Genomic DNA, 24,700 nt, shown 5'->3' with positions numbered 1-24,700 from the left:
TCGCGCCTTGCTATTCGTGAACCAGCGGATCGAGCGCGCGCACATGCTCCACCTGCCAGCCCAGCGGCACCACGTCGCCGACGGCGAGCGTGGCGTCCAGTTCGGCGATGGCTTGTTTGACGAAGAAGTTGGGCTTGCCGCACACCTCCATGCGCACGCGCACGTGGTCGCCCAGATAGATGAATTCGGCCACCCGGCCGGAGAAGCGGTTGTCGCAGCGCTCGCTATGGCCGTTGAGCAGGATGCGTTCGGGGCGGATGGACAGCGACACCGGGCTGCCGGCCTCGCCCACCTTCACCGCCAGCGCCGTCACCCTTTCGCCGCGCTCCAGTTCCACCAGGCAGCGCTCGCCGTCCTGGCTCAGCAGGGTGCCTGGCAAGCGATTGTTCTCGCCGATGAAGTTGGCGACGAAGGCGTTGTCCGGCCGCTCGTAGAGCTGGGCCGGCGCGTCGATCTGCTGGATTTCGCCCTGATGGAACACCGCCACCCGGTCCGACATGGTCAACGCCTCGCCCTGATCGTGGGTGACGTAGACCACGGTGACGCCCAGCCGCTGATGCAGATGCTTGATCTCCATCTGCATGTGTTCGCGCAATTGCTTGTCCAGCGCGCCCAGCGGTTCGTCCATCAGCACCAGCTGCGGCTCGAACACCAGCGCGCGCGCCAGCGCCACCCGCTGCTGCTGGCCGCCCGACATCTGGCCCGGATAGCGGCCGGCGAAGGCGTCCAGCTGCACCATGGCCAGCGCCCGCTTCACCTTATCCTGGATGTCCGCCTTGGACACCCCGCGCACCGACAGCGGGAAGGCCAGGTTTTCCGCCACCGTCATGTGCGGGAACAAGGCGTAGTTCTGGAACACCATGCCGATGTTGCGCTTGTGCGGCGGCACCCGGTTGAGGGAGCGGCCGGCCAGTTGGATCTCGCCGCCGGTGGGGGTTTCGAAACCGGCCAGCATCATCAGGCTGGTGGTCTTGCCGGAGCCGGACGGCCCCAGCAGGGTGAGGAATTCGCCGCGGCGGATGTCCAGGTTCAGGTTTTTGACGATGAGGTTTTCGCCGTCATAGCTTTTCTGGACGTTGAGGAAGCGGACAAGCACATCGCTGGCTGCGGACATGGCGGCGACACCTGAAAGTGAATGCGTACGCCAACCATGCTAGGGAGCGCGGCGCGCGCCCGCCATCGGCGGGCGGCGGATTTTGCCGTCGGGATAAACGGCGCGCGCTGTAGGGAAATTCTTAGTGCGCCGCAGCAGCCAAGCGCGTTAAAACAGCTGATGCTCGATCGCGTAGCGCACCAAATCCGCCAGCGACTGCGCGCGCAGCTTCTGCATCAGCCTGACCTTGTGGGTGCTGACGGTTTTGGCGCTGATCGCCAGCAGCTGCGCCACCTCGTTGACGTTGGCCCCCTGCGCCAGGCGCTGGAACACCTGGAACTCGCGCTCGGACAACTGGGCGTGCGGCGGCCGCTCGTCGCTGAGATTGACTTCGAACACCAGCCGGTCCGCCAGTTGCGGGTCGATGTAGCGGCCGCCGCCGGCCACCTTGCGGATCGCGGTCAGCAGCAGCGCCGGATCGCTGTCCTTGGTGGCGTAGCCGGCGGCGCCGGCCTTGAGCGCACGCGCCGCCATCTGCACCTCGTCGTGCATGGACAGCACCAGGATGGCCGGCGGCTGCGCCAGCGCCCGCAAGCGCGGGATCACGTCCAGGCCGCTCAGGCCCGGCATGGAAATATCCAGCAGCAGCACATCGCAGGCGGCGGCGCGCAAGGCGTCGAACACCGCGGCGCCGTGGGCGGCTTCGCCGACCACTTGCAAATCGTCGGCCAGGCCGATCAACTGCTTGATGCCTTCGCGCACGATGGTGTGGTCTTCCGCCACAATCACTCGAATCATGTCTTCTCCTCCCCTTCATCCGGCCGCAAGGGCAGCCGGGCCGTCAAACTGCAGCCCTGTCCCGGCGCGCTGGCCACTTCCAGGCCGCCACCGAACATCAGCAGGCGCTCGCGCATGCCCACCAGGCCGTAGGAGCTGCCCGCTTCCCCCGGCCGCCGCTCGAAGCCCTTGCCGTCGTCGATAATGCTCAGCACCAGTTCTCCCGGCAAGGCCTGCAAGTGCAGCGTCACCGTGTGGGCCTCGGCGTGGCGCATCACATTGGTCAGCGCCTCCTGCAACACCCGGAACAGGCCCACCGCCTTGGCGTCGTCCAGGCGCAGCGGCGTGTCCGGCACCAACACCAGACAGGGTATGCCGCTGCGGGCTTCGAAGCGGCGCGCCTGCCATTCCACCGCCGAGGCCAGGCCCGCGTCCAGGATGGGCGGCCGCAGCGCGGTGGCCACGTCGCGGACCAGGGCGAAGGTCTGGGCGATCAGCTTCTTGATGCTGGCCAGCCGCTCCGCCGCCGCGCCCTCCGGCCGCCCCAGGCTCAGTTCCAGCATCGAGGTTTCCAGCTTGAGCACGGTCAGCACCTGGCCCAGTTCGTCGTGCACCTCGCGCGCGATATGGGCTTTTTCCTCCTCGCGCACCGTTTCGAGGTGGGCGGCCAGATCGCGCAGCATGGCGCGCGACGCGCTCAGCTCCAGTTCATTGCGCTTGCCGGCGCTGATATCCCACAGGATGCCATCCCACACCATGCCCGTCGCGCCGTGGCGGCGGGCGCTGGCGCGCAGATCGGCCCAGCGTTCCGCGCCGTCCCGGGTCAGAATCCGGCCCTGCCAGCTCCAATCGCGCTGCTCGCGCCAGGCGGCTTGCCAACTGTCGCGCAGCGCCGCGGCGTCCTCAGGGTGCGCCAGCGCTTGCAAGCCCTCCGGCCGCGCCAGCAAGTCCGCGGCCGGGTAGCCGGTCAGCGCCAGGCTGGCCTCGCTGACGAAGGCCAGCCGCGGGTCTTCCGCCGCGTCGGCGCGCTCCAGCCGGAACACCAGGCCCGGCACATTGCCGGCAATGCCCTTGAAACGCGCCTCGCTCTCCCGCAGGGCGGCGCGCGCCTGCCGCTTTTCGGTGACGTCGTGCATAAAGGCCACCAGGTAGTCGGCGCCGCCGAAGCGCAGAAAACTGAGCGAGACGTCCAGCGGCAGGCTGCCGCCGTCGGCGCGCAGGCTATCGGTTTCAAACTGCAGCAGGCCCCGGCTCCGCGCCCGGCCCCACAAATCCAGCCAGCCGTCCATGTCCAAGCCCGGCTGGAAGCGAGACAGCGGCTGCCCCACCGCCTCCGCCTCCGCGCACCCCAGCATCGCCAGCGCGGCCTGATTGGCGTAACGCAGCCGGCCTTCCCAGTTCAGCCACAGAATGCCCACCGTGCTGTGATCCACCGAGAACTGGGTCAGCCGCAAGGCCTCGGCGCCGGCTTCCCGCTGGGCCAGCGCCTGCCGCGCCGCCGCCAGCGCTTGCCGCGACTGCCGCTGCTGCCGGCCCTGCCACAGCAGCGCGCCGGCCAAGAGCAGGATGAGCAGCAGCGAAACCTGGCTCAGCCTGCGCCAAAACGGCAGGCTGTCGGCCAGCGGCGTCGGCTCCGCCTGCACCCAGCGCGTGTAGAGATGGCCGCGCTGCGAGGCCGGCAGCGCGCTCAAGGCCCGGTCCAGCAGCATCGCCAGCTGTGGCCAGTCCTGCCGCGACGCCACCCGCAACAGCCGGGTGGCGCCGCTGTCGCCCACCGCGCGCAAGTGCGAGAATTCCGGCTCGCGCAGCAGCTGGTTCAGCTGCGCCTCGTCCACCACCGCGTAATCCGCCCGCTGCTGCTGCACCTGCTGCAGCGCGTTGCGGTCCGAGCCGGCCGGCAAGCGCCGCAAGGCCGGATAATTGGCGATCAGAAAGGCCGCCGCCGCGCCCGGTTCGAGCACCGCCACCCGCGCGCTGTCCGGCAGCTGTTCCAGTTCCAGCGCCGCCGCCGGCTCGCCGCGCCCGACCAGTTTGTAGGGGATGCGCAGGAAGGGGCCGGAAAACAGCCAGTAACGCAAGCCGGCCGGGGTTTGTTCCAGGCCGGGCGCGACATCCACCCGCCCCGCCCGCGCCGCCGCGCTCAACTGCGTCTTGTTCGGATAGAAGGTCCAGGCCAGTTTGAGGCCCAATTCGGCGGCCAGCCGGTTCATCAGTTCCACATGCGCGCCGCTCAGCGCCTGCCGGCGCGCGTCCAGCACCGCGTACGGCGCTTGCGGCACCACGCCCACCCGCAGCACCGGGTGCCGGCTCAGCCAGTCCCGCTCCGCCGTCGACAGGCTCAGCGCCCAGCTCGCCGGCGCCAGCCATAGCGCCGCCCATCCCGCCATCCACAATAAGGCTCTCAATGCGTCTCTCCGGCGCGCCGGACGGCGCGCATGCCACCATACTGTGGCAGCGCGGCGACGCTGTCTAAAAAATCAAACACAAAGCGGGAAAGTCTGTGGCAAGCGGCGCAGGCGACGGGCCTGGCGGGACGGCGACGGGAGGATTGAGAACGCGGGCAGACGCGGCGACGGTCCGGAGAATGGTTCCAGGCTTCGAAAATGCGCCGCCGCCGGCCGGAAAACGCGAATTGCTCTGCATCGCCGGCGGCGACATCAGTATACTGTGACGCTATTCGAAAAATTGTCGAAAATACTAAGCAGAGGCCGACAAGGGCACGCCACCGAGGTTACAGGCATGGATATTGGATTACGCGTCAAACAAGTGCGCGAGCACTTCGCGCTGTCTCAACGCGAGCTGGCGAAACGGGCCGGCATGGCCAACGCCACCATCTCGCTGATAGAACAGAACCGGGTCAGCCCGTCCATCAGTTCGCTATTGAAGCTGATTCAGGGTTTCCCCATGACGCTGACCGAATTCCTGACCTTTGGCGAACCGCCGCCCAGCGACCCTTACACCTTCCGCCGCGAACAACAGCCGGATCTGGGCCGCGACGGCCTGAAGCTGCTGATCATCGGCGCGTCCAATCCCAATCGCCAGATGCGCATGCTGCGCGAGCTGTATTCGCCGGGCGCGGACACCGGCAAGGAAATGATCACCCATCCCGAGGGCGAGGAGTGCGGCGTAGTGGTGCGCGGCAGCGTGGAGCTGACCGTGGACGGCCACATCAGCATCCTCTCCGCCGGGGACGGCTATTACTTCCCCAGCACCCTGCCGCACAAATTCCGCAATATCGGGCCGGACGAGGCGGAGATCATCAGCGCCAACACCCCGGCCAACTTCTGATAATCCGTTTACGATCCGCTGCGCGTCGAGGACGCCTTACACGGTGAGTACCGCTTCGAAATGCTCATCTACCGTATGACCATTCCGCTGTCTCGGCCGCTTTCGCCTTGTATCGCCTTGGCTCGCGAGATCGTAAACAGGCTCTAAGGCCGGGTCAGGCCCGGCCCATCCCCGCCAAAGCCTGCCGTCCCAGCCGCTGCGGCAGCAGGCTGCCGGCCACCATGCCGACAATGCTGAAACCCAGGCCCACCAGCTGCGGCGGCCAGAACGGATCCGCCGGGCCGAACCAGTCCAGCGCCAGCCAGCTGCCCAGGCCCAGCGCGATGGCCAGCAAGGCGCCCTGCGGCGTGGAACGCTTCCAGAACAGACCGGCGAACAGCGGCGCCACCGCCGACACCAGCGTCACCTTGTAGGCGTTGCCCACCATCTCGTAGATGGTGGCGTCGGACAAGAGCGCGAACACCGTGGTGACGATGGCCAGGCCCACCACGGTCAGCCGCATCGCCAGCAGGAACTGGCGGTCCGACATCACCGGGATGAAACGGCTGAGCACGTTCTCGGTAAAGGTCACCGACGGCGCCAGCAAGGTGCCGGACGCGGTGGACATGATGGCGGACAGCAGCGCGCCGAAGAACATCACCTGCGCGAACAGCGGCGTGCGCTCCAGGATCAGGCTGGGCAGAATCATCTGCGCGTCCTGCTGCATCCAGCGGCTCACCATGGTCGGATCGATCAGCGTGGCGGCGAAGCCGATGAAGATGGGCAGCATGCAGAAGGTCAGGTACAGGCCGCCGCCGACGATGGACGCGCGCGCGGCGACGTTCTCGTTCTTGGCCGACATCACCCGCTGGAAAATATCCTGCTGCGGAATGGAGCCCAACATCATGGTCAGCAAGGCGCCGACGAAGCCGACCACGTCCTTGGGCGCCATGCTGGGAATCATGGTGAACTTGTCCTGCGCCGCCGCGTGCTGCAACACCTTGACCGGGCCGCCGGCCATGTCGCCGATCAGCCAGGTCAGATAAAGCAGGCCGGCGACGATCACCGTCATCTGGAAGAAATCGGTCAGCGCCACCGACCACATGCCGCCGAACAGCGTGTACACCAGCACGATGCCCGCGCCCAGCAACATGCCGGCGTTGGCGCTGATCGCGCCCTGGGACAGCACGTTGAACACCACGCCCAGCGCGGTCAGCTGCGCCGCCACCCAGCCCAAGTAGGAGGCGATGATGCACAGCGACACGAACAGCTCCACATTGCGGCCGAAGCGCTGCTTGTAGAAGTCGCCTATGGTCAGCAGATTGAGCCGGTACAGCGGCCGCGCGAACAACAGGCCCACCAGCACCAGGCACATCGAGGAGCCGAACGGGTCTTCGACGATGCCGGCGAAGCCCTTGTCGATGAAGGTGGCCGGAATGCCCAGCACCGCCTCCGAGCCGAACCAGGTGGCGAACACCATGGCGGTGACGATGGGAAACGGCAGGCTGCGGCCGGCCACGGCGAAATCGCGGGCGTTGCGCACCCGGGTGGCGGCGTAGAGGCCGATGCCCACGGACAGCAGCAGATAGACGACGACGAAGCCAATCAACATGGGAAGGATATTCCTCTTCTTCTGGCGGCGCGCGCACGCGCCAAAACGGCGGCCCAAAAGCAAGAGGCCGGCGGGGGTGCCTGACACCCCGCCAGCCTCTCTCAATTCCTGAAAACCCTGATATCTTGCCTTTGCCATCAAGGGTTTGGGGGGCGATGATAACGCAGCTTTTTCCCGCTGTGTACCCATCGCCGGGCAGTTTTTTCACACCCGCCCCAATTTGCCCGAATGTCATTGCCGGCGCGCCGCCGCCCGCCGGTATTTTCCGCCGCCCGCCCGTCGGCCAAGCCGGATTTCCGCGCCCGTTTTCAGCGGGCCGGACGGCCGGCGCTCAGTCCCCCCAGTCCTCGATGAACAGCGCCTCTTGCTCCACCTTGCACTGCTTCTCCTGCATCTCCATCGCCAGGCCGTGCAGCAAGGGCGGCAGGCCGCCGCCCATCAGGCGCGCCAGCTGCGCCTGCTCCGCCTCGCTCAAGGGCTGGGCGCCGTTGGCCAGGGTCAGTTGCTCCGGCTGCATCCGCCACGGCGACCACGGCCGTCCGGCCTGCTCCGCCACCTGGCCGGCGGCCATGGCGACGGCGATGCCGGACGGGGCCAGGTCGCAGGCGATCTGCACCGGCACCCGCAGCAGGGTCAATAAATGGCGCACCGCCTCGCGCCAGCGCTGATGCGGCTGGCCCGGCACCCAGATGGTCAGCACCGGCAGCGCCTGCTGGCTCAGCGTCTGAAACACGCTGAGATTCTCCACGATGCGCACGCTGCGGATCGCGCCCTCCACCGCGCTCACGCTCATCAAGGCCTCCGGCCCCAGGGCCACGCCTTGTTGCAGCAAGGCGGCGGACAGCAGGCACTGCTGCCCGGCCCACAGGCCCAGCGGCCCGGACAAGAAGACGTGCGGGGTGTGACGAGCGATGCCGCAGGCTTCCAGATCGATGCCGAATTCCGCCAGCCATTGCCGGTCCGCCGCGCCGAAGGCTTTGCTGCGCCCCAGCGCGCGCTGCGAAAACTGGCGCTCGGTGCCCCAGCAGCCGTCCAGCAGCCATTGGTCCAGCGCCTGGGCCAGCTTCAGCCGGCGCTCCAGCGTGGAGGATTGCAGATGCGGGCTCAGGCTTTCCGCCAAGCCCAACAGCAGCGGATGGCGCGGCTGCCAGCCGCGCCACAGCTCCACCACCTCGGTCTGGGGCCGCGCGTCGGCCATGCCCAGCAAATGGCGCAGGCCGTACATGTCCAGCCATTGCACCCAGAACGGTTCCAGCTGACTGAGGCGCAGGCCGGTTTCGGCGTGCAGCTCCACCTCGCACCAGCCGGCCTCCAAGAGCCGGCGCAGCAGGTTCGCCGCCAGAGCGTGACTGTCCGCCAGCGCGAGCAGGCTGCTCCAGCGCATGCGATTGCGGCGCGATTTGAGCCAGCCGTCCACCAGTTCCTGCTCCTCCTGGCTCAGCAACAGCGGCTGCGGCGCGGCCTGCGGCGTCAGCAGCAGATTATGGCCGCGCGCGCCCAGCGGGGTGCGGCGAACGGAATCGGGATCGATCTGGGACAGCCAATGCGACATAGCGGGCGACTCGGTGAAAAGGCGGATGAGGAATAGACCATTTTTCCGCCAGAAATTCAATGCCGCGCCGCGTATCGGGAGCCGGCCCTCAAGCCGCTTGCCAGGCGATCACCCGGTCCCGGCCGCCGGCCTTGGCCTGGTACAAGGCCTGATCCGCCCGGTGAAAAGCCTGCTGCAGCCCGCCGTTCCCCACTTGGCAAACGCCGGCGCTGACCGTCACCTGGCCATGGGAAAAAGGCGCGGCGCGCACCTGCTGGCGGAAACACTCCAGCCGCGCCTGCCCCGCCGCGTCGCTGCGCGCCGCCAGCAGCACGCCGAACTCCTCGCCGCCGATGCGGCCGTAAATCTGATCGTGGAAGGTTTCGGCCAGCAAGGCGCTGACATCGCGTATCGTCTGATCCCCCACCGCGTGGCCGTGGGTGTCGTTGATGCACTTGAACAGATCGATATCGATGATGGCCAGATAGAAGGCGATGTCCTCGTGCCCCAGCGCGTATTCCGCCTGTTGCAGAAAGGAGCGCCGGTTGGGCAGGCTGCTCAGCGAATCGTAAAAGGCCTGCCGCCGCAGCTTGTTCAGCAGCAGGTGGTTGCTGCGCAGGGTTTGCACCACCTGCACATGCACCAAGACCATGCCGCCGATGATGAGGGCCAGAAAGCCGAAGCCGTAAATCGTCTGTTCGCCGCCCAAACGCAGAAACACCCGCGCCGGGTCGAACACCAGCAGCAGCAGCCCCCAGAAGCTCAAGGTGTGCCATACGCTGGACATGCTGATCGACATCACCAGCGCGGACACGCCCAGCGTCGGCAACAACAGGAATTCGCCGTAGCCGCCGGCATCCAGCGCGCGCTTCATCGCCAGGCAATAGCCAATGGCGAACAAGACCTGCCACAACAGCAGGGAACGGCCGCGCCGCGCCCAGATCTGCAGCAGGATCAGGCCGCCCAGACCCAGGCCCACCACCAGAAACAGCCATCCCGGCACCATGCCGCCGTACAGGCGGCGCACCAGCAGAAAGCCCAGCGCGGCCAACACCCCCACCCCCTGAAAGCCCAGGCTGCGCCATTGGAAGGCGTCGATCAGATAAGCGTCGAAATCTTGTTCCAGCGGCCGCACCGGCGCAGGTATCGTCATCGCATCATGCTCCCGCCCACACGCGTCTGACATCGCGTCTTGCTGTGGTATAGGCGCCTGGACCGCCCCCATGCAATCCTCTCCGGGGCCGGCTGGCCCCCCGCTCTCCCGGAGGCTATAATCGCCGCCTTCGACACCGCGCGGCTCCGGCCGCGCGCTTTGCTTTTTGTCTTCCATGGATTGGCCCGCACCCGATGTCCGCAGTCTGTCGCCGGCAGGACGCCATTGTCCTGCGCCCGATGCAAGTTCAAGATTTTCCCGCCGTGCTGCAAGTTCAGCAACACTGCTATCCGCCGTCGCTGATCGAGAGCCGGGACGCGCTGGCCTCGCGCCACCGCCTGTCGCCGGACACCTGTTGGGTGGCGGAGCGTCCCGGCCAGCTGCTGGGCTATGTGTTCGCCCATCCCTGGACCGCCGGCCGGCCGCCCAGCCTCAACCGCCCGCTGGAGAGGCTGCCGGACGCGGTGGACACCCTGTTCATCCACGATCTGGCGCTGCACCCGGACGCGCGCGGCCACGGCCTGGGGCCGCGGCTGGTGCAAACCGTGCTGGGCCAGGGCCGGCGGCGCGGGCTGCGCCAGGCGCGGCTGGTGGCGGTTCAGGGCGCCGCGCGCTATTGGAAACGCTTTGGCTATCAGCCCTGCGCGCGCGACGATTACACCCGCCGGGCTTACGGCGAAGGCGCGGTCGGCATGCGGCGCTCCTTGTGAACGCAGAGTGAACGCGGGCCGCGTCGGCGCGCCAAAACGCCTATGCTGCAAGGAAGATTTGGCCAGCCCCATGGCCAAGCTATGATAGAATCGCGCGCAACGTATTCAATTCCTTATGAAAATACTCATAGTCGCCCTTTGCGCGGCATGGCTCGCCGCCCCGGCCCTGGCCGGCCGTTTGCTGCCGATGGAACTGAAGGCCGGCACGGTCCGCGCCGCTAACGACGCCACCATCGAGTTCGTCAAGAAAGACCGCTCCTTGCTGGAAAGTCTGCTCGGCATCTTCATCCGCTCCGAGCGCCAATTCCCGTTGGCGCCCGGTCTGCGCATCTTCGACGAGAACAACCGCTTCCTGCTGCGCGGCCAACTGGACAATCTGGAAGGCCGGCCGGTGGGGGTCACCTTCAATATGCAAGGCCAGATCAACCGGATCTGGGTGCTGCGCCCCGAGGAAGTGGACTTGCTGAAGCAAAGGGAAGCCGAAGCGGCCGCCCAGCCGTCCCAATAAACTCAGCCGCTCGCGGCGCGCTTGTCGGGTCCGGCCCGGCGGCGAACTGAAACACGCTGGAATCTAGCTGCAATGAAAAAGGTATACATCAAGACGTTCGGCTGCCAAATGAACGAGTACGACTCGGACAAAATGGCCGACGTGCTGTCCGACTCCGAAGGCATGATCAAGACGGACAAGCCGGAAGAAGCCGACATCATCCTGTTCAACACCTGTAGCGTGCGCGAAAAGGCGCAGGAAAAAGTGTTTTCGGACCTGGGCCGCATCCGTCCGCTGAAAGAGGCCAAGCCCGATCTGATCATCGGCGTCGGCGGCTGCGTGGCGTCGCAGGAAGGCGAAACCATCGTCAAGCGCGCGCCTTACGTCGACGTGGTGTTCGGCCCGCAAACCCTGCACCGCCTGCCGGACCTGATCAAATCGCGCCAATCCAGCGGCAACTCCCAGGTGGACATCTCCTTCCCGGAAATCGAGAAGTTCGACCACATCCCGCCGGCCAAGGTGGAAGGCGGCGCGGCTTACGTGTCCATCATGGAAGGCTGTTCCAAGTATTGCTCCTTCTGCGTGGTGCCCTACACCCGCGGCGAGGAAGTCAGCCGCCCCTTCGACGACGTGCTGACCGAAATCGCCGGTCTGGCCGTCCAGGGCGTCAAGGAAATCACCCTGCTGGGCCAGAACGTCAACGCCTATCGCGGCATGATGGCCGACGGCGAAATCGCCGACTTCGCGCTGCTGCTGGAATACGTGCACGAAGTGCCGGGCGTGGAGCGCATCCGCTTCACCACCAGCCACCCGCGCGAATTCAGCCAGCGCATCATCGATTGCTACGGCAAGCTGCCCAAGCTGGTGTCCCATCTGCACCTGCCGGTGCAAAGCGGCGCCGACCGCGTGCTGGCCGCGATGAAGCGCGGCTACACCGGCCTGGAGTACAAATCCATCATCCGCAAGCTGCGCGCGCTGCGGCCGGATCTGTGTCTGTCGTCCGATTTCATCGTCGGCTTCCCCGGCGAGACCGAGGCCGACTTCGAACAGACGCTGAAGCTGGTCAAGGACATGGAGGTCGACTTCAGCTACGTATTCATCTACAGCCCGCGTCCGGGCACGCCGGCGTCCAATCTGCCGGACGACACCCCGCACGCGGAAAAAGTGCGCCGGCTGGAAGCCCTGAACGAGGTGATCGAGGCCAAGGGCTTCGCCATCAACCAGGCGATGGTGGGCACGGTGCAGCGCGTGCTGGTGGAAAGCGTGTCCAAGAAGGACGCCGCCATGCTGGCGGCGCGCACCGCCAACAACCGCGTGGTCAACTTCGCCGGCCACCCGCGCCTGCTCAATCAGATGATTGATCTGCGCATCACCGAAGCCCGCCCCCACTCGCTGGTGGGCGAGGCGCTGATCGCGGAAACCGCCTGAGCATGACGCCCGTCCGCCATTTTTTCGCGCCGGCCGCCGCGGGCCGGCGTATGCTTGGCGCTTTCCCTTCACGCTGACGCCGCCATGTTCATTGTTTCGCTAAGCTACATCGCCCCGCTGTCCGACATCGACGCGCAGCTGGAAGCGCACGTCGCCTGGCTGCGGCAGGGCTACGCCGCCGGCCTGCTGCTGGCCTCCGGCCGCAAGACGCCGCGCACCGGCGGCGTGATCCTGGCGCGCGGCGAACGCGCCGAGCTGGAAGCGCTGCTGGCGCGCGACCCCTTCGCCGTCGCCGGCCTCGCCCGCTACGAAATCACCGAGTTCCACGCCAGCATGAGCGCGCCGGAACTGGATTGTCTGCGGAACATTTGATGAGCGCCGCAGCCCTAACCCTTGTCCATCGGCCGTCCCGCCCCGCGGCGGGCCGCCGACAACGACCCAGACTACGAGCCGCATGACTACATCGCACGCCGAACCCCTGAGCTTCAACCCTGTCGACAATGAACGGCTGGCCCGCCTGTGCGGCCCGCTGGACGAAAACCTGAAACAGATAGAAACCGGCCTGGACGTGACGGTGCAGCGCCGCGGCGAAAGTTTCCGCGTCCAGGGCGAACAGGCCAAGACCGCGGTGGAGGCGCTGACCCGGCTCTATCTGCTGGCGGAAAAACAGGAGCTGTCGATAGACGACGTGCAACTGTGCCTGGTGGAACTGCGCCGCCACGCGCCCCACGGCGCCGCGGCCGCGACCGACGACGAAGACGCGCCGGTGCTGGTGACCCGCCGCGGCGATCTGCGCGGCCGCACGCCGCGCCAGAGCCGCTACATCAAGGCCATCCAGCAACACGACATCACCTTCGGCATCGGCCCGGCCGGCACCGGCAAGACCTATCTGGCGGTGGGCTGCGCGGTCGACGCGATGGAGCGCGACGCGGTCAAGCGCATCGTGCTGGTGCGCCCGGCGGTGGAGGCCGGCGAGAAGCTGGGCTTCCTGCCCGGCGACCTGGCGCAGAAAGTGGACCCGTATCTGCGGCCGCTGTACGACGCGCTGTACGATCTGATGGGTTTCGACCGCGTGACCCGGCTGTTCGAAAAGAACCTGATCGAGATCGCGCCGCTGGCCTATATGCGCGGCCGCACGCTGAACAACGCCTTCATCATTCTGGACGAGGCGCAGAACACCACGCCGGAGCAGATGAAAATGTTCCTGACCCGCATCGGCTTCGGCTCCAAGGCGGTAATCACCGGCGACGTGACCCAGATCGATCTGGCCCGCCATCAGAAAAGCGGCCTGGTCGAAGTGGAACGCATCCTGGACAAGGTCCGCGGCATCCATTTCCACCATTTCCAGAGCGACGACGTGGTGCGCCACCCGCTGGTGCAGAAAATCGTCGACGCCTACGACCAATACCAAAGCAAGCAAGATGAAAAGAGCCAAGCGTAACCCGCTGCTGGCGCGGCTGGCCGCGCGCCTGGAACTGAGCCTGGACGTGCGCAGTCAAACCGCCGCGCTGCCGCGGCCCGCCGATCTGCGCCGCTGGAGCCAGGCGGCGCTGCAAGCCGGCGTCAAACAGGCCCAGGTCAGCATCCTGATCGTGGATGCCGACGAAGGCCGCCAAATGAACCATGACTACCGCGGCAAGGACTACGCCACCAATGTGCTGAGCTTCGCCCTCAACGAGGGCGAGCCGGTGCCCGGCCTGCCCTTGATCGGCGATCTGGTGCTGTGCGCGCCGGTGGTGGAAAAAGAGGCGGCCGAGCAAAACAAACCGCTGCAAGCGCATTACGCCCACCTGTTGGTGCACGGCATGCTGCACCTGCAAGGCTTTGACCACGAACAAGACGACGAAGCCGAAACCATGGAGGCGCTTGAAACCGTCATCATGCAGAGGCTAGGATATCCCGACCCTTATCGAGAGGAGCAGTTCTAAGAAATGGAAGACCCCAGTAAACCGCGGCCGACTTGGCTGGAACGCCTGTCCACCATGTTGCTGCGCGAGCCGGAAGATCGCGAAGAGTTGATCGAGCTCTTGCACAACGCCTTCGAGCGCAATCTGCTGGATGCGGAAGCGCTCGGCATGATCGAGGGCGTGCTGGAAGTCAGCGAGCTGACCGTGCGCGACGTGATGATTCCGCGCAGCCAGATGAACGTGATCAGCTGCGACGACCCGATCACCCGCTTCCTGCCGATGGTGATCGACTCCGGACACTCGCGTTTTCCGGTGATAGGCGACAGCAAGGACGACGTGCTGGGCATTCTGTTGGCCAAGGAACTGTTGCGCTATTTCCACGCGCCGGCCAGCTTCGACTTGAAGGCAGTGCTGCGCCCGGCGGTGTTCGTGCCGGAGTCCAAGCCGCTGAACGTGCTGCTGCGCGATTTCCGCGCCACCCACAATCACATGGCGGTGGTGGTGGACGAATACGGCGGCGTGTCCGGCCTGGTGACCATCGAGGACGTGATCGAGCAGATCGTCGGCGACATCGAGGACGAATACGACACCGAGGACGAAGAGGAAGACATCCTGCCGGTGCGCGGCCATCAGCGCTACCGGGTCAAGGCGCTGACCGAGATCGAGGACTTCAATCATTACTTTGAAACCGATTTCGAAGACGACGACGTCGACACCGTCGGCGGCCTGGTGATCTCGCTGACCGGCCACCTGCCCAAGCGCGGCGAGGCGGTGGAAGCCGCCGGCCTGCGCTTCACCGTGCTGCGCGCCGACAACCGCCGCGTCGACACCCTGCTGGTGGAGCGGATTCAGGCCGGGGAAACCAGCGAGGTCTGAGAAGCGGCGCGCCTTCCGCTTCGCGGCGGAGGCCTGGCTTGAGCACGGCTGAGAAACGCCCATGCGCCGCCTGCGCATTGCGCTTTCCCAGCCGTTTCGGCCTTGTCTCGCCCACGCTCGCAAGAGCGTGAACAGACGCTGAACGCCGCTGCCGGAAGCCGGCGGCCGGATTGGGCTTGGAGCCCGCGCCGCCCGCTCCTAAGATGAAGATCAGCTATTTGACAATCCGTCGGCCGGCTTTTGCCGGCCGGCTTCGCCTGATGCCTACCATGCGCACTTTACTGGTCCTGCTGGCAGCCGCCTTGGCTGGCAGCCTCACACTGTTCGCCTTCGCCCCCTATCGGCTATTCTGGATCATGCCGCTGTCTTTGGCGGCGCTGGCCGACCTGACTCAACGCCACCCGCAGCGCGCGTTCTGGATCGGCTATGTCTGGGGTCTGGCCGCCTACACCAGCAACTTCAACTGGATCTACAACAGCCTGCACGACGTGGCCGGCCTGCCGGCCTGGATCGCCCTGCCGCTGGTGCTCTTGCTGCCGGCCTATCTGGCGCTCTACCCGGGCCTCGCGATGTGGCTGAGCGCCCGCGTCACCGCCAAGCCGTGGCAGCGCTGGCTGCTGGCCTTCCCGGCGCTGTGGGAACTGGGGGAATGGCTGCGCGGCTGGGTGCTGACCGGCTTCCCCTGGGCCGCCGCCGGCTACTCGCAGATCACGGAAAGCCCGCTGGCCGGCTATACGCCGCTGGGCGGCTCCCACCTGGTCACCTACCTGGTGGCGCTGTCCGCCGGCGCGCTGGCCTTGATGATCCACAGCGGCTGGAAGATGCGCGCCGGCCTGCTGGTCGCCGCGCTGGCGGTGTGGGGCAACGGTTTCTGGCTCAAGAGCGTGGAATGGACCCAGCCGCAGGGCAAGCCGATCAGCGTGGCGCTGGCCCAGGGCAATATCGCTCAGGAACTGAAATGGTCGCCGGAAAACCTGGAAGAATCGCTGCGCGTGTATTACCAGCAAGTGGCCACCACCCGCGCCGACCTGATGCTGCTGCCGGAAACCGCGCTGCCGCTCTTCCTCGACGACCTGCCGTCCGGCTATCTGAGCATGATGGAAGGCCAGGCCCAACGCGCCGGCATGGCGCTGGCCACCGGCGTGCCACGCCGCACCAACGACGGCCGCGGTTATTTGAACGCGGTGGTGGCGCTGACCACGCCGGGCCGGCCCTTCTTCGCCAAAGACCATCTGGTGCCCTTTGGCGAGTTCATCCCGGTGCCCGGCCTGATCGGCTGGATCTACCAGTTCATGAATATGCCGATGTCCGGCTTCAGCAGCGGCGGCGCCAATCAGCCGCCGCTGGCGCTGGCCGGCGAGAAGATCGCCTTCAACGTCTGCTACGAGGACAGCTTCGGCGAAGAGCTGACAGGCCCGGCCTCCCAGGCCAGCATCATGGCCAACGTCAGCAATCTGGCCTGGTTCGGCAAGAGCGTGGCGATGAGCCAGCACCTGCAGCTGTCCCAGGCCCGCGCGATGGAAAACGGCCGCTACATGCTGCGCGCCACCAATAACGGCATGACCGCCATCATCCGCCCGGACGGCGAAATCGCCGCGGTGGCCGCGCCCTACACCCGCCAGGTGCTGCAGGGCTTCGCCCAGGGCCGCCAGGGGCTGACGCCCTATATGCGCCACGGCAATATGCCGGTCTTGATAGGCTGCGCGGCGCTGCTGCTGCTGGCCATGCTGCTGGGCCGCAAACACCGGCCCTGAGCCTTGTAGCCCTCACACCGCAAACGCGCGATGTTTCCACACAGGAACATCGCGCGTTTTGACATTCGGCCCCGGATTCCCGATCATCATTCGCCGGCGACGCGAAACCGGTCCCGTACCGGACACACACCAAGAAACGACGCGCCGCCTCTACAAGGGAAACACCATGAACGAGAGAAAACTGGAAGCCGGGATCGTCACCAACTTTTCCGAGCGCATGAGCTACGGCGGCTATCTATGCCTGGACGAGCTGCTGGCCTGTCAGAAACCGCTGTCCAACCCGCCGCATCACGACGAGTTGCTGTTCGTGATCCAGCATCAGACATCGGAATTGTGGATGAAGCTGATGCTGCACGAGCTGCAGGCCGCGGTGCGCTTCGTCCAGCAGGACACGCTGGGCCCCAGCTTCAAATGCCTGGCGCGGGTCAAGCAGATCCAGCGTCTGCTGTTCGAGCAATGGGCGGTGCTGGAAACGCTGACGCCGTCGGAGTACATGGAATTCCGCGACGTGCTGGGCAATTCCTCCGGCTTCCAGTCGCATCAATACCGCTCCATCGAATTCCTGCTGGGCAACAAGAACCAGGCGATGCTGAACGTGTTCGCCCATGAAGCGGACAAACACGCTTCGCTGAAGGCCATCCTGGACGCGCCCAGCCTGTACGACGAATTCCTGCGCCATCTGGCGCGGCGCGGCCTGCCGGTGCCGGCCTCCAGCCTGGAACGCGACTGGTCGCAGCCCTATCAGCGCAACCCGGAACTGATCCCGCTGTTCAAGTTGATCTACGATCAGCCCCAGCAGCACTGGGAAGCCTATGAGATGGCGGAAAAACTGGTGGACGTGGAGGAATACTTCCACCTGTGGCGCTTCCGGCACATGAAGACGGTGGAGCGGGTGATCGGCTTCAAGCAGGGCACCGGCGGCTCCAGCGGCGTGCGCTTCCTCAAGCAGGCGCTGGAGCTGACTTTCTTCCCGGAGTTGCTGGACGTGCGCACCGAGATCGGCCGCTAAGAACCTGCTTACGATCGGCTGCGCGTCGTGACGCGTTGCACGGTGAGTACCGCTTCGAAACGCTCATGCAGTAAACCTGCATTCGGCGTTCTCAGCGGTTTTCACCTTGTCTCGCTCTCGCCCGCGAGATTTCGAATCGGCTCTAAGGCCGCCTAGCGCGCCGCCGGCTCAACAGCGGAAGCGCGACACCAGCCCGCGCAGATTGCCGGCCAGCTGGTTCATGTCCGCCAGCGCCGCCGAAGCGGTGGACGCCGCCTGCGCGTTCTTGCTGGAGCTCATTGCGATCTGTTCGACGTACTGGGCGATGTCCTGGCTGGCGGTGCCCTGCTCCTTCAGCGCGTGGGAAATATCGTTGACCACGCCCAGCACCCCGCCAGCGCTCTGACGGATCTCGCCCACCGCCTCGCCGCCCTGCTCGGCCAGTTCCAGGCCGTTCTTGGCGCGCCGCACCGCCTCTTCCATCGAACCGTGAGACTGGGTGGAGCTTTGCTGGATCTCGGCGATCATGCCGGCGATCTCCTCGGTGGCCTGGGCGGTGCGTTCGGACAGCTTGCGCACCTCGTCCGCCACCACGGCGAAGCCGCGGCCCTGCTCGCCGGCGCGCGCCGCCTCGATCGCCGCGTTCAGCGCCAGAAGATTGGTCTGATCGGCGATGTCCTTGATCACCTGCATGATGCCGGAGATCACTTGCGCCTTGTCCACCAGCTCGTTGATGGTGCTGGCGGCCAGTTCCACCGATTCATTGATGCGGCGCATTTCCGCCACCGCGCGCGAAATCACCTCGCTGCCCTGCTGCGACGATTCGCCGGATTGCTCGGACAGATTGCGGGCGTCCTGGGCGCGGTCGGAAATATGGTTGATGCTGACGGTCAGTTCTTCGATCGACGCCGCCATCGAGGTGGCCGCCTCGCTTTGCTTCTCCGAACCGTTGGCCACTTCGCTGGCGTGGCTGCTGACGTCGGCGCTCATCTCCGACACCCGGCTGGCGGCGGCGGCGATGTCGCCCACCAGCTGCCGCAACTGCCCCTGCATGCCGGCCACATTGGCCAGCAGGCTGTCGCGGTCGCCGGCTTTCACCGGCACGTCCATATCCAGCTGTCCGGCGGCGATGCGTTTGACGATGTCCACGGTGACCGCCGGCTCGCCGCCCAGCTGGCCCAGCACGCTGCGCATGATGTAGCCGCCGAGACCGGCCAGCAGCAGCAGGATCACGCCGACTTCCAGCGCCAGGTTGAACAGCGATTTGTGATAGGCGGCCGCCACATCGTCCAGATAGATGCCGGTGCCCAGCACCCAGCCCCAGCCGGGCGAGGTCATCAAATAGGAGATCTTGGGCTGCGGCGCGTCGAAGCCCGGCTTGTCCCAGACATAAGCGGCATAACCCTTGCCGCCGCCGGCGCTCAGCGCCTGGTCGAACAACTGGCCCATGTCCTGGCCGCTGCCCTCCTTGACCCCGTGCAGATTCTTGCCGATCAAGGCCGGCTTCACGCCGTGAGCGACATAGGTCAGGCCCTTGTCGAAGGCGAAGAAATACTCGCGCTCGTCGTAACGCATGCTGCTCAGCGCCGCCGCCGCCAGTTGCTTGGCCTGCGGCTCGCTCATCTTGCCGTCCGCCGCCATCTTCTCGTAGGACGTCACCAAGGCCGCCGCCGATTCCACCAGATTGCGCGTCTTGTCCTTGCGGTCCAGCAACATGGTGTCCCGCTCGCGCATCACCGACAACACGCCTATCGCCGTCACCAGCAGGGCCATCGCCACCAAAAGCAGCAGCAAACGGCCGCGCAGGCTCATTGTTGTTTTGTTCATTTCCATCTCCCCACACCTTGTTAGCTTATTCTAGACAGCGCTGATCGCTCTTTTTATGCGATTAATCCCAGTTTGATACATTTCGATGAAAAATATCAACAGCATAAAAAAAACCCGGATCGCTCCGGGTTTCAACTGAACGCGAGCACGCGTCCAGAGTCGTCATTCCATCCTTACTTCATCGTCGGCATCACGAATTCGGCGGTCATCTTGGCCGGCCAGCGGCTGGTCACCGTCTTCATCCGGGTATAGAAGCGCACGCCTTCCGGGCCGTGCATATGATGGTCGCCGAACAGCGAAGCCTTCCAGCCGCCAAAGCTGTGGAATGCCATCGGCACCGGGATCGGCACATTGATGCCCACCATGCCCACCTGGATGCGGTGGCTGAATTCGCGCGCGGCGCCGCCGGAACGGGTGAAGATGCTGGTGCCGTTGGCGAAGGGATGGGCGTTGATCAGGCTGACCGCGCTGTCGAAGTCCGGCACCCGCACCACCGCCAGCACCGGTCCGAAGATTTCCTCCTTGTAGATGCTCATCTCCGGCGTCACATGGTCGAACAGGCAGCCGCCCAGGAAAAATCCGTCCTCGTGACCGGGATGGCGGTAGCCGCGGCCGTCCACCACCAGCTGCCCGCCTTCGGCCACGCCCTGCTCGACATAGCCCGTCACCTTGTCCAAGTGCTGGCGCGTCACCAGCGGGCCCATTTCCGCCGCCGCGTCGTCGCCCACGCCTATCTTCAGATTGCGCGCGCGCTCGGCCAGCCGCTCCACCAGCGCGTCGCCGATGTCGCCCACCGCCAGCACCACCGAGATCGCCATGCAGCGCTCGCCGGCCGAGCCGTAAGCGGCCCCGATCAAGGCCTCCACCGCGCCGTCCAGATCCGCGTCCGGCATCACCACCAGGTGGTTCTTGGCGCCGCCCAGCGCCTGCACCCGCTTGCCGTGGCGCGCGCCGGTTTCGTAGATGTACTGGGCAATCGGCGTGGAGCCGACGAAGCTGAGCGCGGCGATGTCGGGATGGGCGAGCAAGGCGTCCACCGCCTGCTTGTCGCCGTGCACCACGCTGAACACGCCGGCAGGCAGGCCGGCCTGCTGCAACAGATCGGCCAGCAGCAGCGCGGCGGACGGGTCGCGCTCGGACGGCTTGAGAATGAAGCAGTTGCCGCAGGCCAAGGCCACCGGGAACATCCACAGCGGCACCATGGCCGGGAAGTTGAACGGGGTGATGCCGGCCACCACGCCCAGCGGCTGACGCATGGAATGGCTGTCGATGCCGCCGCCCACCTGTTCGGTGAACTCGCCCTTCAGCAATTGCGGAATGCCGCAGGCGAACTCCACCACTTCCAGGCCGCGGGCGACTTCGCCGATGGCGTCGGACACCACCTTGCCGTGCTCGCTGGAAATCAGCGCCGCCAAGCGCTGCTGGTTCTGCTCCAGCAGCTCCTTGAACTTGAACATCACCCGCGCCCGCTTCAGCGGCGAGGTTTCCGCCCAGGCCGGAAAGGCCTTGCGCGCCGCCGCCACCGCGGCCTGCACCTCGTCCGGGCTCGCCAGCGGCACGCGGGCGGCGACGCTGCCCAGCGCCGGGTTGTAGACATCGCCAAAGCGGCCGCTCCGGCCTTCGCAGCGTTCGCCGCCGATGTAATGAGGAATGGTTTGCATCTTATGTTCCGATTCGAATGAGTTGAGTATTCGGCGCCGCGCTTACTCGCAGGCGCGCAAGGCGGAGGCGATGGTGTCGAACAGCCGGTCGATCTCGTGCTTTTCGATGATCAAGGGCGGCGACACCGCCAGGATGTCGCCGGTAAAACGCACCAGCACGCCTTGTTCCCAGCACTTGAGGAAGACGTCGAAACCGCGCTGCCCGGCCGCGCCGGGGCGGCTGTCCATTTCGATGCCGGCCACCAGGCCCAGGTTGCGGATGTCCTTGACGTAGGGCTGGCCGCGCAAGGCGTGCGCGCGCTCCTCGAAATAAGCGGACAAGCCGGCGGCGCGCTCGAACAACTGCTCCTCGCGGTACAGGTCCAGCGAGGCGATCGCCGCGGCGCAGGCCAGCGGATGGGCGGAATAGGTGTAGCCGTGGGGGAACTCGATCATGCGCTCGCCGGCGGCGGCCATGAAGGCATCGTGGATCTCCGGCTTCACCAACAGCGCGCCCATAGGCACCACGCCGTTGGTCAGGCCCTTGGCGCAGGTGATGATGTCCGGCAGCACGCCGAACTTGTTGGCCGCCCAATCCGCGCCCAGGCGTCCGAAGCCGGTGATCACCTCGTCGAAGATCAGCAGGATGCCGTAGCGGTCGCAGATTTCGCGCAGGCGTCGCAAATAGCCCTTGGGCGGGATCAGCACGCCGGTGGATCCGGCCATCGGCTCGACGATGACGGCGGCGATGGTGGACGGATCGTGCAGGGTCAGGATGCGCGCTTCCAGTTCGTCGGCGAATTCGGCGCCGTGCTCCGGCTCGCCGCGGCTGAAGGCGTTGCGCGCCAGATCATGGGTGCTGCGCAAATGGTCCACCGCCGGCAGGGACACCGGAAAGTGTTTGCGGTTGCCGGCCATGCCGCCCACCGAGACGCCGCCGAAGTTGACGCCGTGATAGCCGCGCTCGCGGCCGATCAGCTTGACGCGGGCGGCGTCGCCGCGCACGCGGTGATAGGCCACCGCCATCTTCAGCGCGGTGTCCACCGCCTCCGAGCCGGAGCCGACGAAGAAGGCCTTGCCCAAGCCCTTGGGCGCCATCGCCACCAGCTTGTCGGCGGCCTCGAAGGCCTTGGGGTGCGCCATCTGGAACGGCGGCGCGTAATCCAGCGTCGCCACCTGGCGCTGCACCGCCTCGACGATGGGCTTGCGGTTGTGGCCGGCGGTCACGCACCACAGGCCGGCGCTGCCGTCCAGGATCTGGCGGCCTTGGTCGTCGGTGTAATACATGCCGTCGGCGCTCACCAGCATGCGCGGGGCGCTCTTGAACTGGCGGTTGGCGGTGAAGGGCATCCAGAACGCGTCCATCTGCGGCTGATTCATCGTTGTCTCCCCTGGCTCTCGGCCGAATGATGACAACTAATCTAGCGGCTGCACCAATACAATTACAGGTACAGTTTGCGCGGATTTGCTCAATCCCGTACCGGCCAAATCGCCAATACAGTCCAAGACCATGAAAAAACCCGGCCGCAGCCGGGTTTTCTGTGTCGCGTCAGCTCGCTTAAACGCGGAAGCTGGAGAACAACTGGCGCATATCCTTGGCCGCCTGCGACAAATCGTTCAAGGTGTCGTGCACGGTCTGCAGGGCGCCGTCGCTGTCGACGATGCGGCCGTTGATCTGCTCGGTGCTCTGCGCGATCAAGGTGGTGGCCTTGTGCTGCTCGCTGGTGGACAAGGTGATCTCGTTCATCTTGGCCATCACTTCCTGCATCGCCTGCTGGATCTGCTCGATGCGCTGCACCGCGCTGTCGGTCAGTTCCACGCCGTCGTCCACCGAGCTGACGGTGCGCTGCATATTGGTCACCGCCTGGCTGGTTTCCTCGCGGATGGTGCTGACCATGCTGGAAATCTCCACCGTGGCCTGGCCGGTGCGCTCGGCCAGTTTGCGCACTTCGTCCGCCACCACCGCGAAGCCGCGGCCCATTTCGCCGGCGCGCGCCGCTTCGATCGCCGCGTTCAAGGCCAAGAGGTTGGTCTGATCGGCGATATCCTTGATCACATTGGTGATGCCGCTGATTTGCTGCGAGCGTTGATCCAGCGACACCAACATGCCGGACAAGCCCTTCACCGCCTCCACCGTGCTGTTCATCTCGCGGGAGATGCGCTGCATTTCGTCGGCGCTTTCGCTGGACACGGTGCCGGTGTGGTTGACCAGCGAATCCGCCTCGCGCGCGGCGTCGGCGATATGGGAGATGCTGACGGTGATTTCCTCCAGCGTCGCGGCGTTGGAGCTGGACACGTCGGAAATCTGCCGGGAATCGCGCGCCACCTGATCCACCGTGGTGGCCACGCTCTGCACGCCGTTGGTGACGTTTTCCGCCTCGGTGCGCACCGCCACGAACATGCTTTGCAAGCGATGGATGAAGCTGTTGAACGCGGTCGCGGTTTCGGCGATCTCATCCTGGCCCTGCACCTCGATGCGTCGGGTCAAATCGCCCTCGCCCTTGGAGATCTCCAACATCGCGTTGCGCAAGCGGCCCAGGCCGGCCAACATCTTGCTCAGCATCACGCTGGCCACCGGGATCAGCACCACCACGCACAGCGCGCCCAGGCCCACCACGGTCAGCAACAGTTTTTCCAGCGGCTCGCTGACCACGGACTTGTCTATCATCACGCCCAGCAGCCAGTTGGTGCCCTCCACCGGGTCCACCTGCACCAGCTTGGTTTCGCCGTTGACTTCGATCTCCTCCATCGCGCTGCTGGTGGACAACTGCACCAGCTTCTCGCCGGTCAGCGCCGGCACTTTCTCCGCCAGAGGCTTCAGCGTCAGCGTGGTGTCCGGATGGGCGATCACCTTGCCGGCCTTGTCCACCAGGAAGGCGTAGCCGTTGCCGCGCAGCTTGGCGGACAGCACGGTTTTGACCAAGTCGTCGATGAAGATGTCGCCGCCCACCACCGCTTTCAGCGTGGAGCCGTCGAACACCGGCGACACGAAGGTCACCACCAGTTTCTTGGTGTCGAAATCGACATAGGGATCGGACACGCCCGGCTTGCCGCTGGCCTGCGCCTGCTGATACCAGGGCCGCGCCACCGGGTCGTAGCCCGCCGGCTGCGGCTTGAAGTCGGAACGGATCATCTTGTGATCGGCGGTGCCGATATAGGTCATGTCGTAGCCGCCGGCCTGGCTCAGGCGCGCCAGCATCGGCATGGGCTCGGGCGTGCCCACCACCGGGTTGCCGGCGATCACCACCTTGACCTTGCTGCCGTACCAGTCCTTGACCAGGTTGGCGTAGCCGCGCGAGGTGCTGGACAACTCGTTATCCACGCCCTGGACAATCTCGTTGCGCATCTGGGTGTAGACCAGGGTCGTAATGATGGCGCCCAGCAGAACCAGCAGCACCGCAATGAATACAATCAACTTTACACGCAAAGAGCGCATTTCCGTCCTCCATCCCCAATTCGACTTGGCTTGCCGCGATTGCTTGTCAATTCACGACAAAGCGCTGTTATGATCATTCTCGATGCCGGTAGGCTCTGTTCTTGTCTTAGCCGTTTCGCCTGCAAAGCTCAACAAAAAACATACAGATTGGCGGCTGCAACATGCCATCCGGCTTATGACGAGATATTTATCACAAGCTGTTCTCAACGGACAG

20 protein-coding genes are annotated in these 24,700 nt (G+C 65.7%); 10 read left to right on the top strand and 10 right to left on the bottom strand.

Translation table 11 applies throughout. The features are described from left to right. Positions 1 to 10: 10 nt before the first annotated feature. The 3 genes from AB1Z25_RS01565 to AB1Z25_RS01555 form a co-directional block, all read right to left on the bottom strand. Positions 11 to 1,114 carry an ABC transporter ATP-binding protein gene (locus tag AB1Z25_RS01565; RefSeq protein ID WP_107797948.1) on the bottom strand — a complete coding sequence of 368 codons (1,104 nt, stop codon included), beginning with the start codon at positions 1,112 to 1,114 and terminating at the stop codon, positions 11 to 13. Between the two features lie 147 nt (positions 1,115 to 1,261). Further along, positions 1,262 to 1,891, bottom strand: a complete 630-nt coding sequence (locus AB1Z25_RS01560; protein ID WP_107797947.1) for a response regulator — start codon at positions 1,889 to 1,891, stop codon at positions 1,262 to 1,264. Further along, positions 1,888 to 4,275, bottom strand: a complete 2,388-nt coding sequence (locus AB1Z25_RS01555; RefSeq protein WP_486636442.1) for a PAS domain-containing sensor histidine kinase — start codon at positions 4,273 to 4,275, stop codon at positions 1,888 to 1,890. Before AB1Z25_RS01555 ends, AB1Z25_RS01560 begins: the two co-directional genes overlap by 4 nt. Before the next feature lie 334 nt (positions 4,276 to 4,609). Here AB1Z25_RS01555 and AB1Z25_RS01550 point away from each other — a divergent pair, with 334 nt between their 5' ends. After that, positions 4,610 to 5,158 (top strand): cupin domain-containing protein, encoded by a 549-nt coding sequence (locus tag AB1Z25_RS01550; protein ID WP_107797945.1) that lies wholly within the window; start codon positions 4,610 to 4,612, stop codon positions 5,156 to 5,158. Positions 5,159 to 5,312: 154 nt separating this feature from the next. Here AB1Z25_RS01550 and AB1Z25_RS01545 read toward each other — a convergent pair whose 3' ends face one another. The 3 genes from AB1Z25_RS01545 to AB1Z25_RS01535 all read right to left on the bottom strand — a co-directional run bounded on the left by AB1Z25_RS01545 (position 5,313) and on the right by AB1Z25_RS01535 (position 9,433). Next, complete coding sequence (locus tag AB1Z25_RS01545) at positions 5,313 to 6,749, bottom strand: high affinity choline transporter 1 (protein WP_227106598.1); 1,437 nt, start codon at positions 6,747 to 6,749, stop codon at positions 5,313 to 5,315. A gap of 331 nt (positions 6,750 to 7,080) precedes the next feature. Beyond that, positions 7,081 to 8,301: a DUF2399 domain-containing protein gene (locus AB1Z25_RS01540; protein WP_107801597.1), complete on the bottom strand. Its 1,221-nt coding sequence runs from the start codon at positions 8,299 to 8,301 to the stop codon at positions 7,081 to 7,083. Between the two features lie 88 nt (positions 8,302 to 8,389). Continuing rightward, positions 8,390 to 9,433 carry a GGDEF domain-containing protein gene (locus AB1Z25_RS01535; protein WP_486636441.1) on the bottom strand — a complete coding sequence of 348 codons (1,044 nt, stop codon included), beginning with the start codon at positions 9,431 to 9,433 and terminating at the stop codon, positions 8,390 to 8,392. Positions 9,434 to 9,672: 239 nt separating this feature from the next. Between AB1Z25_RS01535 and AB1Z25_RS01530 the strand changes: the two genes are divergently transcribed. From AB1Z25_RS01530 to kynA, 9 genes are all read left to right on the top strand, one after another. After that, positions 9,673 to 10,143, top strand: coding sequence for a GNAT family N-acetyltransferase (locus AB1Z25_RS01530; protein ID WP_486636440.1), 471 nt, complete (start codon positions 9,673 to 9,675; stop codon positions 10,141 to 10,143). A gap of 115 nt (positions 10,144 to 10,258) precedes the next feature. Then, positions 10,259 to 10,651: a hypothetical protein gene (locus AB1Z25_RS01525; RefSeq protein WP_107797941.1), complete on the top strand. Its 393-nt coding sequence runs from the start codon at positions 10,259 to 10,261 to the stop codon at positions 10,649 to 10,651. A gap of 72 nt (positions 10,652 to 10,723) precedes the next feature. Further along, on the top strand, positions 10,724 to 12,058 hold the full coding sequence (gene miaB / locus AB1Z25_RS01520) for a tRNA (N6-isopentenyl adenosine(37)-C2)-methylthiotransferase MiaB (RefSeq protein WP_107797940.1): 1,335 nt from the start codon (positions 10,724 to 10,726) through the stop codon (positions 12,056 to 12,058). A gap of 84 nt (positions 12,059 to 12,142) precedes the next feature. Continuing rightward, a complete protein-coding gene (locus tag AB1Z25_RS01515; protein ID WP_107797939.1) occupies positions 12,143 to 12,430 on the top strand; it encodes a YciI family protein in 288 nt (95 codons plus the stop codon). Between the two features lie 82 nt (positions 12,431 to 12,512). Further along, the gene (locus tag AB1Z25_RS01510; RefSeq protein ID WP_107797938.1) at positions 12,513 to 13,499 is read left to right on the top strand and encodes a PhoH family protein; all 987 of its coding nucleotides are present in this window, start codon (positions 12,513 to 12,515) and stop codon (positions 13,497 to 13,499) included. Then, positions 13,480 to 13,986 (top strand): rRNA maturation RNase YbeY, encoded by a 507-nt coding sequence (gene ybeY, locus AB1Z25_RS01505; RefSeq protein ID WP_107797937.1) that lies wholly within the window; start codon positions 13,480 to 13,482, stop codon positions 13,984 to 13,986. The genes AB1Z25_RS01510 and ybeY overlap by 20 nt, the downstream gene beginning before the upstream one ends. A 3-nt stretch (positions 13,987 to 13,989) precedes the next feature. Then, positions 13,990 to 14,841, top strand: a complete 852-nt coding sequence (locus tag AB1Z25_RS01500; RefSeq protein ID WP_486636439.1) for a CorC family transporter — start codon at positions 13,990 to 13,992, stop codon at positions 14,839 to 14,841. A 269-nt stretch (positions 14,842 to 15,110) separates the two neighbouring features. Continuing rightward, entirely contained in the window at positions 15,111 to 16,595 is a 1,485-nt protein-coding gene (lnt, locus tag AB1Z25_RS01495) for an apolipoprotein N-acyltransferase (protein ID WP_486636438.1), read from the top strand. Positions 16,596 to 16,761: 166 nt separating this feature from the next. After that, complete coding sequence (gene kynA / locus AB1Z25_RS01490; RefSeq protein WP_227106592.1) at positions 16,762 to 17,604, top strand: tryptophan 2,3-dioxygenase; 843 nt, start codon at positions 16,762 to 16,764, stop codon at positions 17,602 to 17,604. Positions 17,605 to 17,772: 168 nt separating this feature from the next. Here kynA and AB1Z25_RS01485 read toward each other — a convergent pair whose 3' ends face one another. From AB1Z25_RS01485 to AB1Z25_RS01470, 4 genes are all read right to left on the bottom strand, one after another. Then, positions 17,773 to 19,410, bottom strand: a complete 1,638-nt coding sequence (locus tag AB1Z25_RS01485; protein ID WP_486636437.1) for a methyl-accepting chemotaxis protein — start codon at positions 19,408 to 19,410, stop codon at positions 17,773 to 17,775. Between the two features lie 173 nt (positions 19,411 to 19,583). After that, complete coding sequence (locus tag AB1Z25_RS01480) at positions 19,584 to 21,071, bottom strand: CoA-acylating methylmalonate-semialdehyde dehydrogenase (RefSeq protein ID WP_486636436.1); 1,488 nt, start codon at positions 21,069 to 21,071, stop codon at positions 19,584 to 19,586. Between the two features lie 42 nt (positions 21,072 to 21,113). Further along, complete coding sequence (gene aptA / locus AB1Z25_RS01475; protein ID WP_486636435.1) at positions 21,114 to 22,430, bottom strand: omega-aminotransferase AptA; 1,317 nt, start codon at positions 22,428 to 22,430, stop codon at positions 21,114 to 21,116. A 178-nt stretch (positions 22,431 to 22,608) separates the two neighbouring features. Further along, a complete protein-coding gene (locus tag AB1Z25_RS01470) occupies positions 22,609 to 24,465 on the bottom strand; it encodes a methyl-accepting chemotaxis protein (RefSeq protein WP_227106585.1) in 1,857 nt (618 codons plus the stop codon). Positions 24,466 to 24,700 lie beyond the last annotated feature (235 nt).

It is taken from the genome of Chromobacterium sp. HL1 (assembly GCF_057418835.1).
This window is presented reverse-complemented; position numbering and strand designations above follow the sequence as displayed.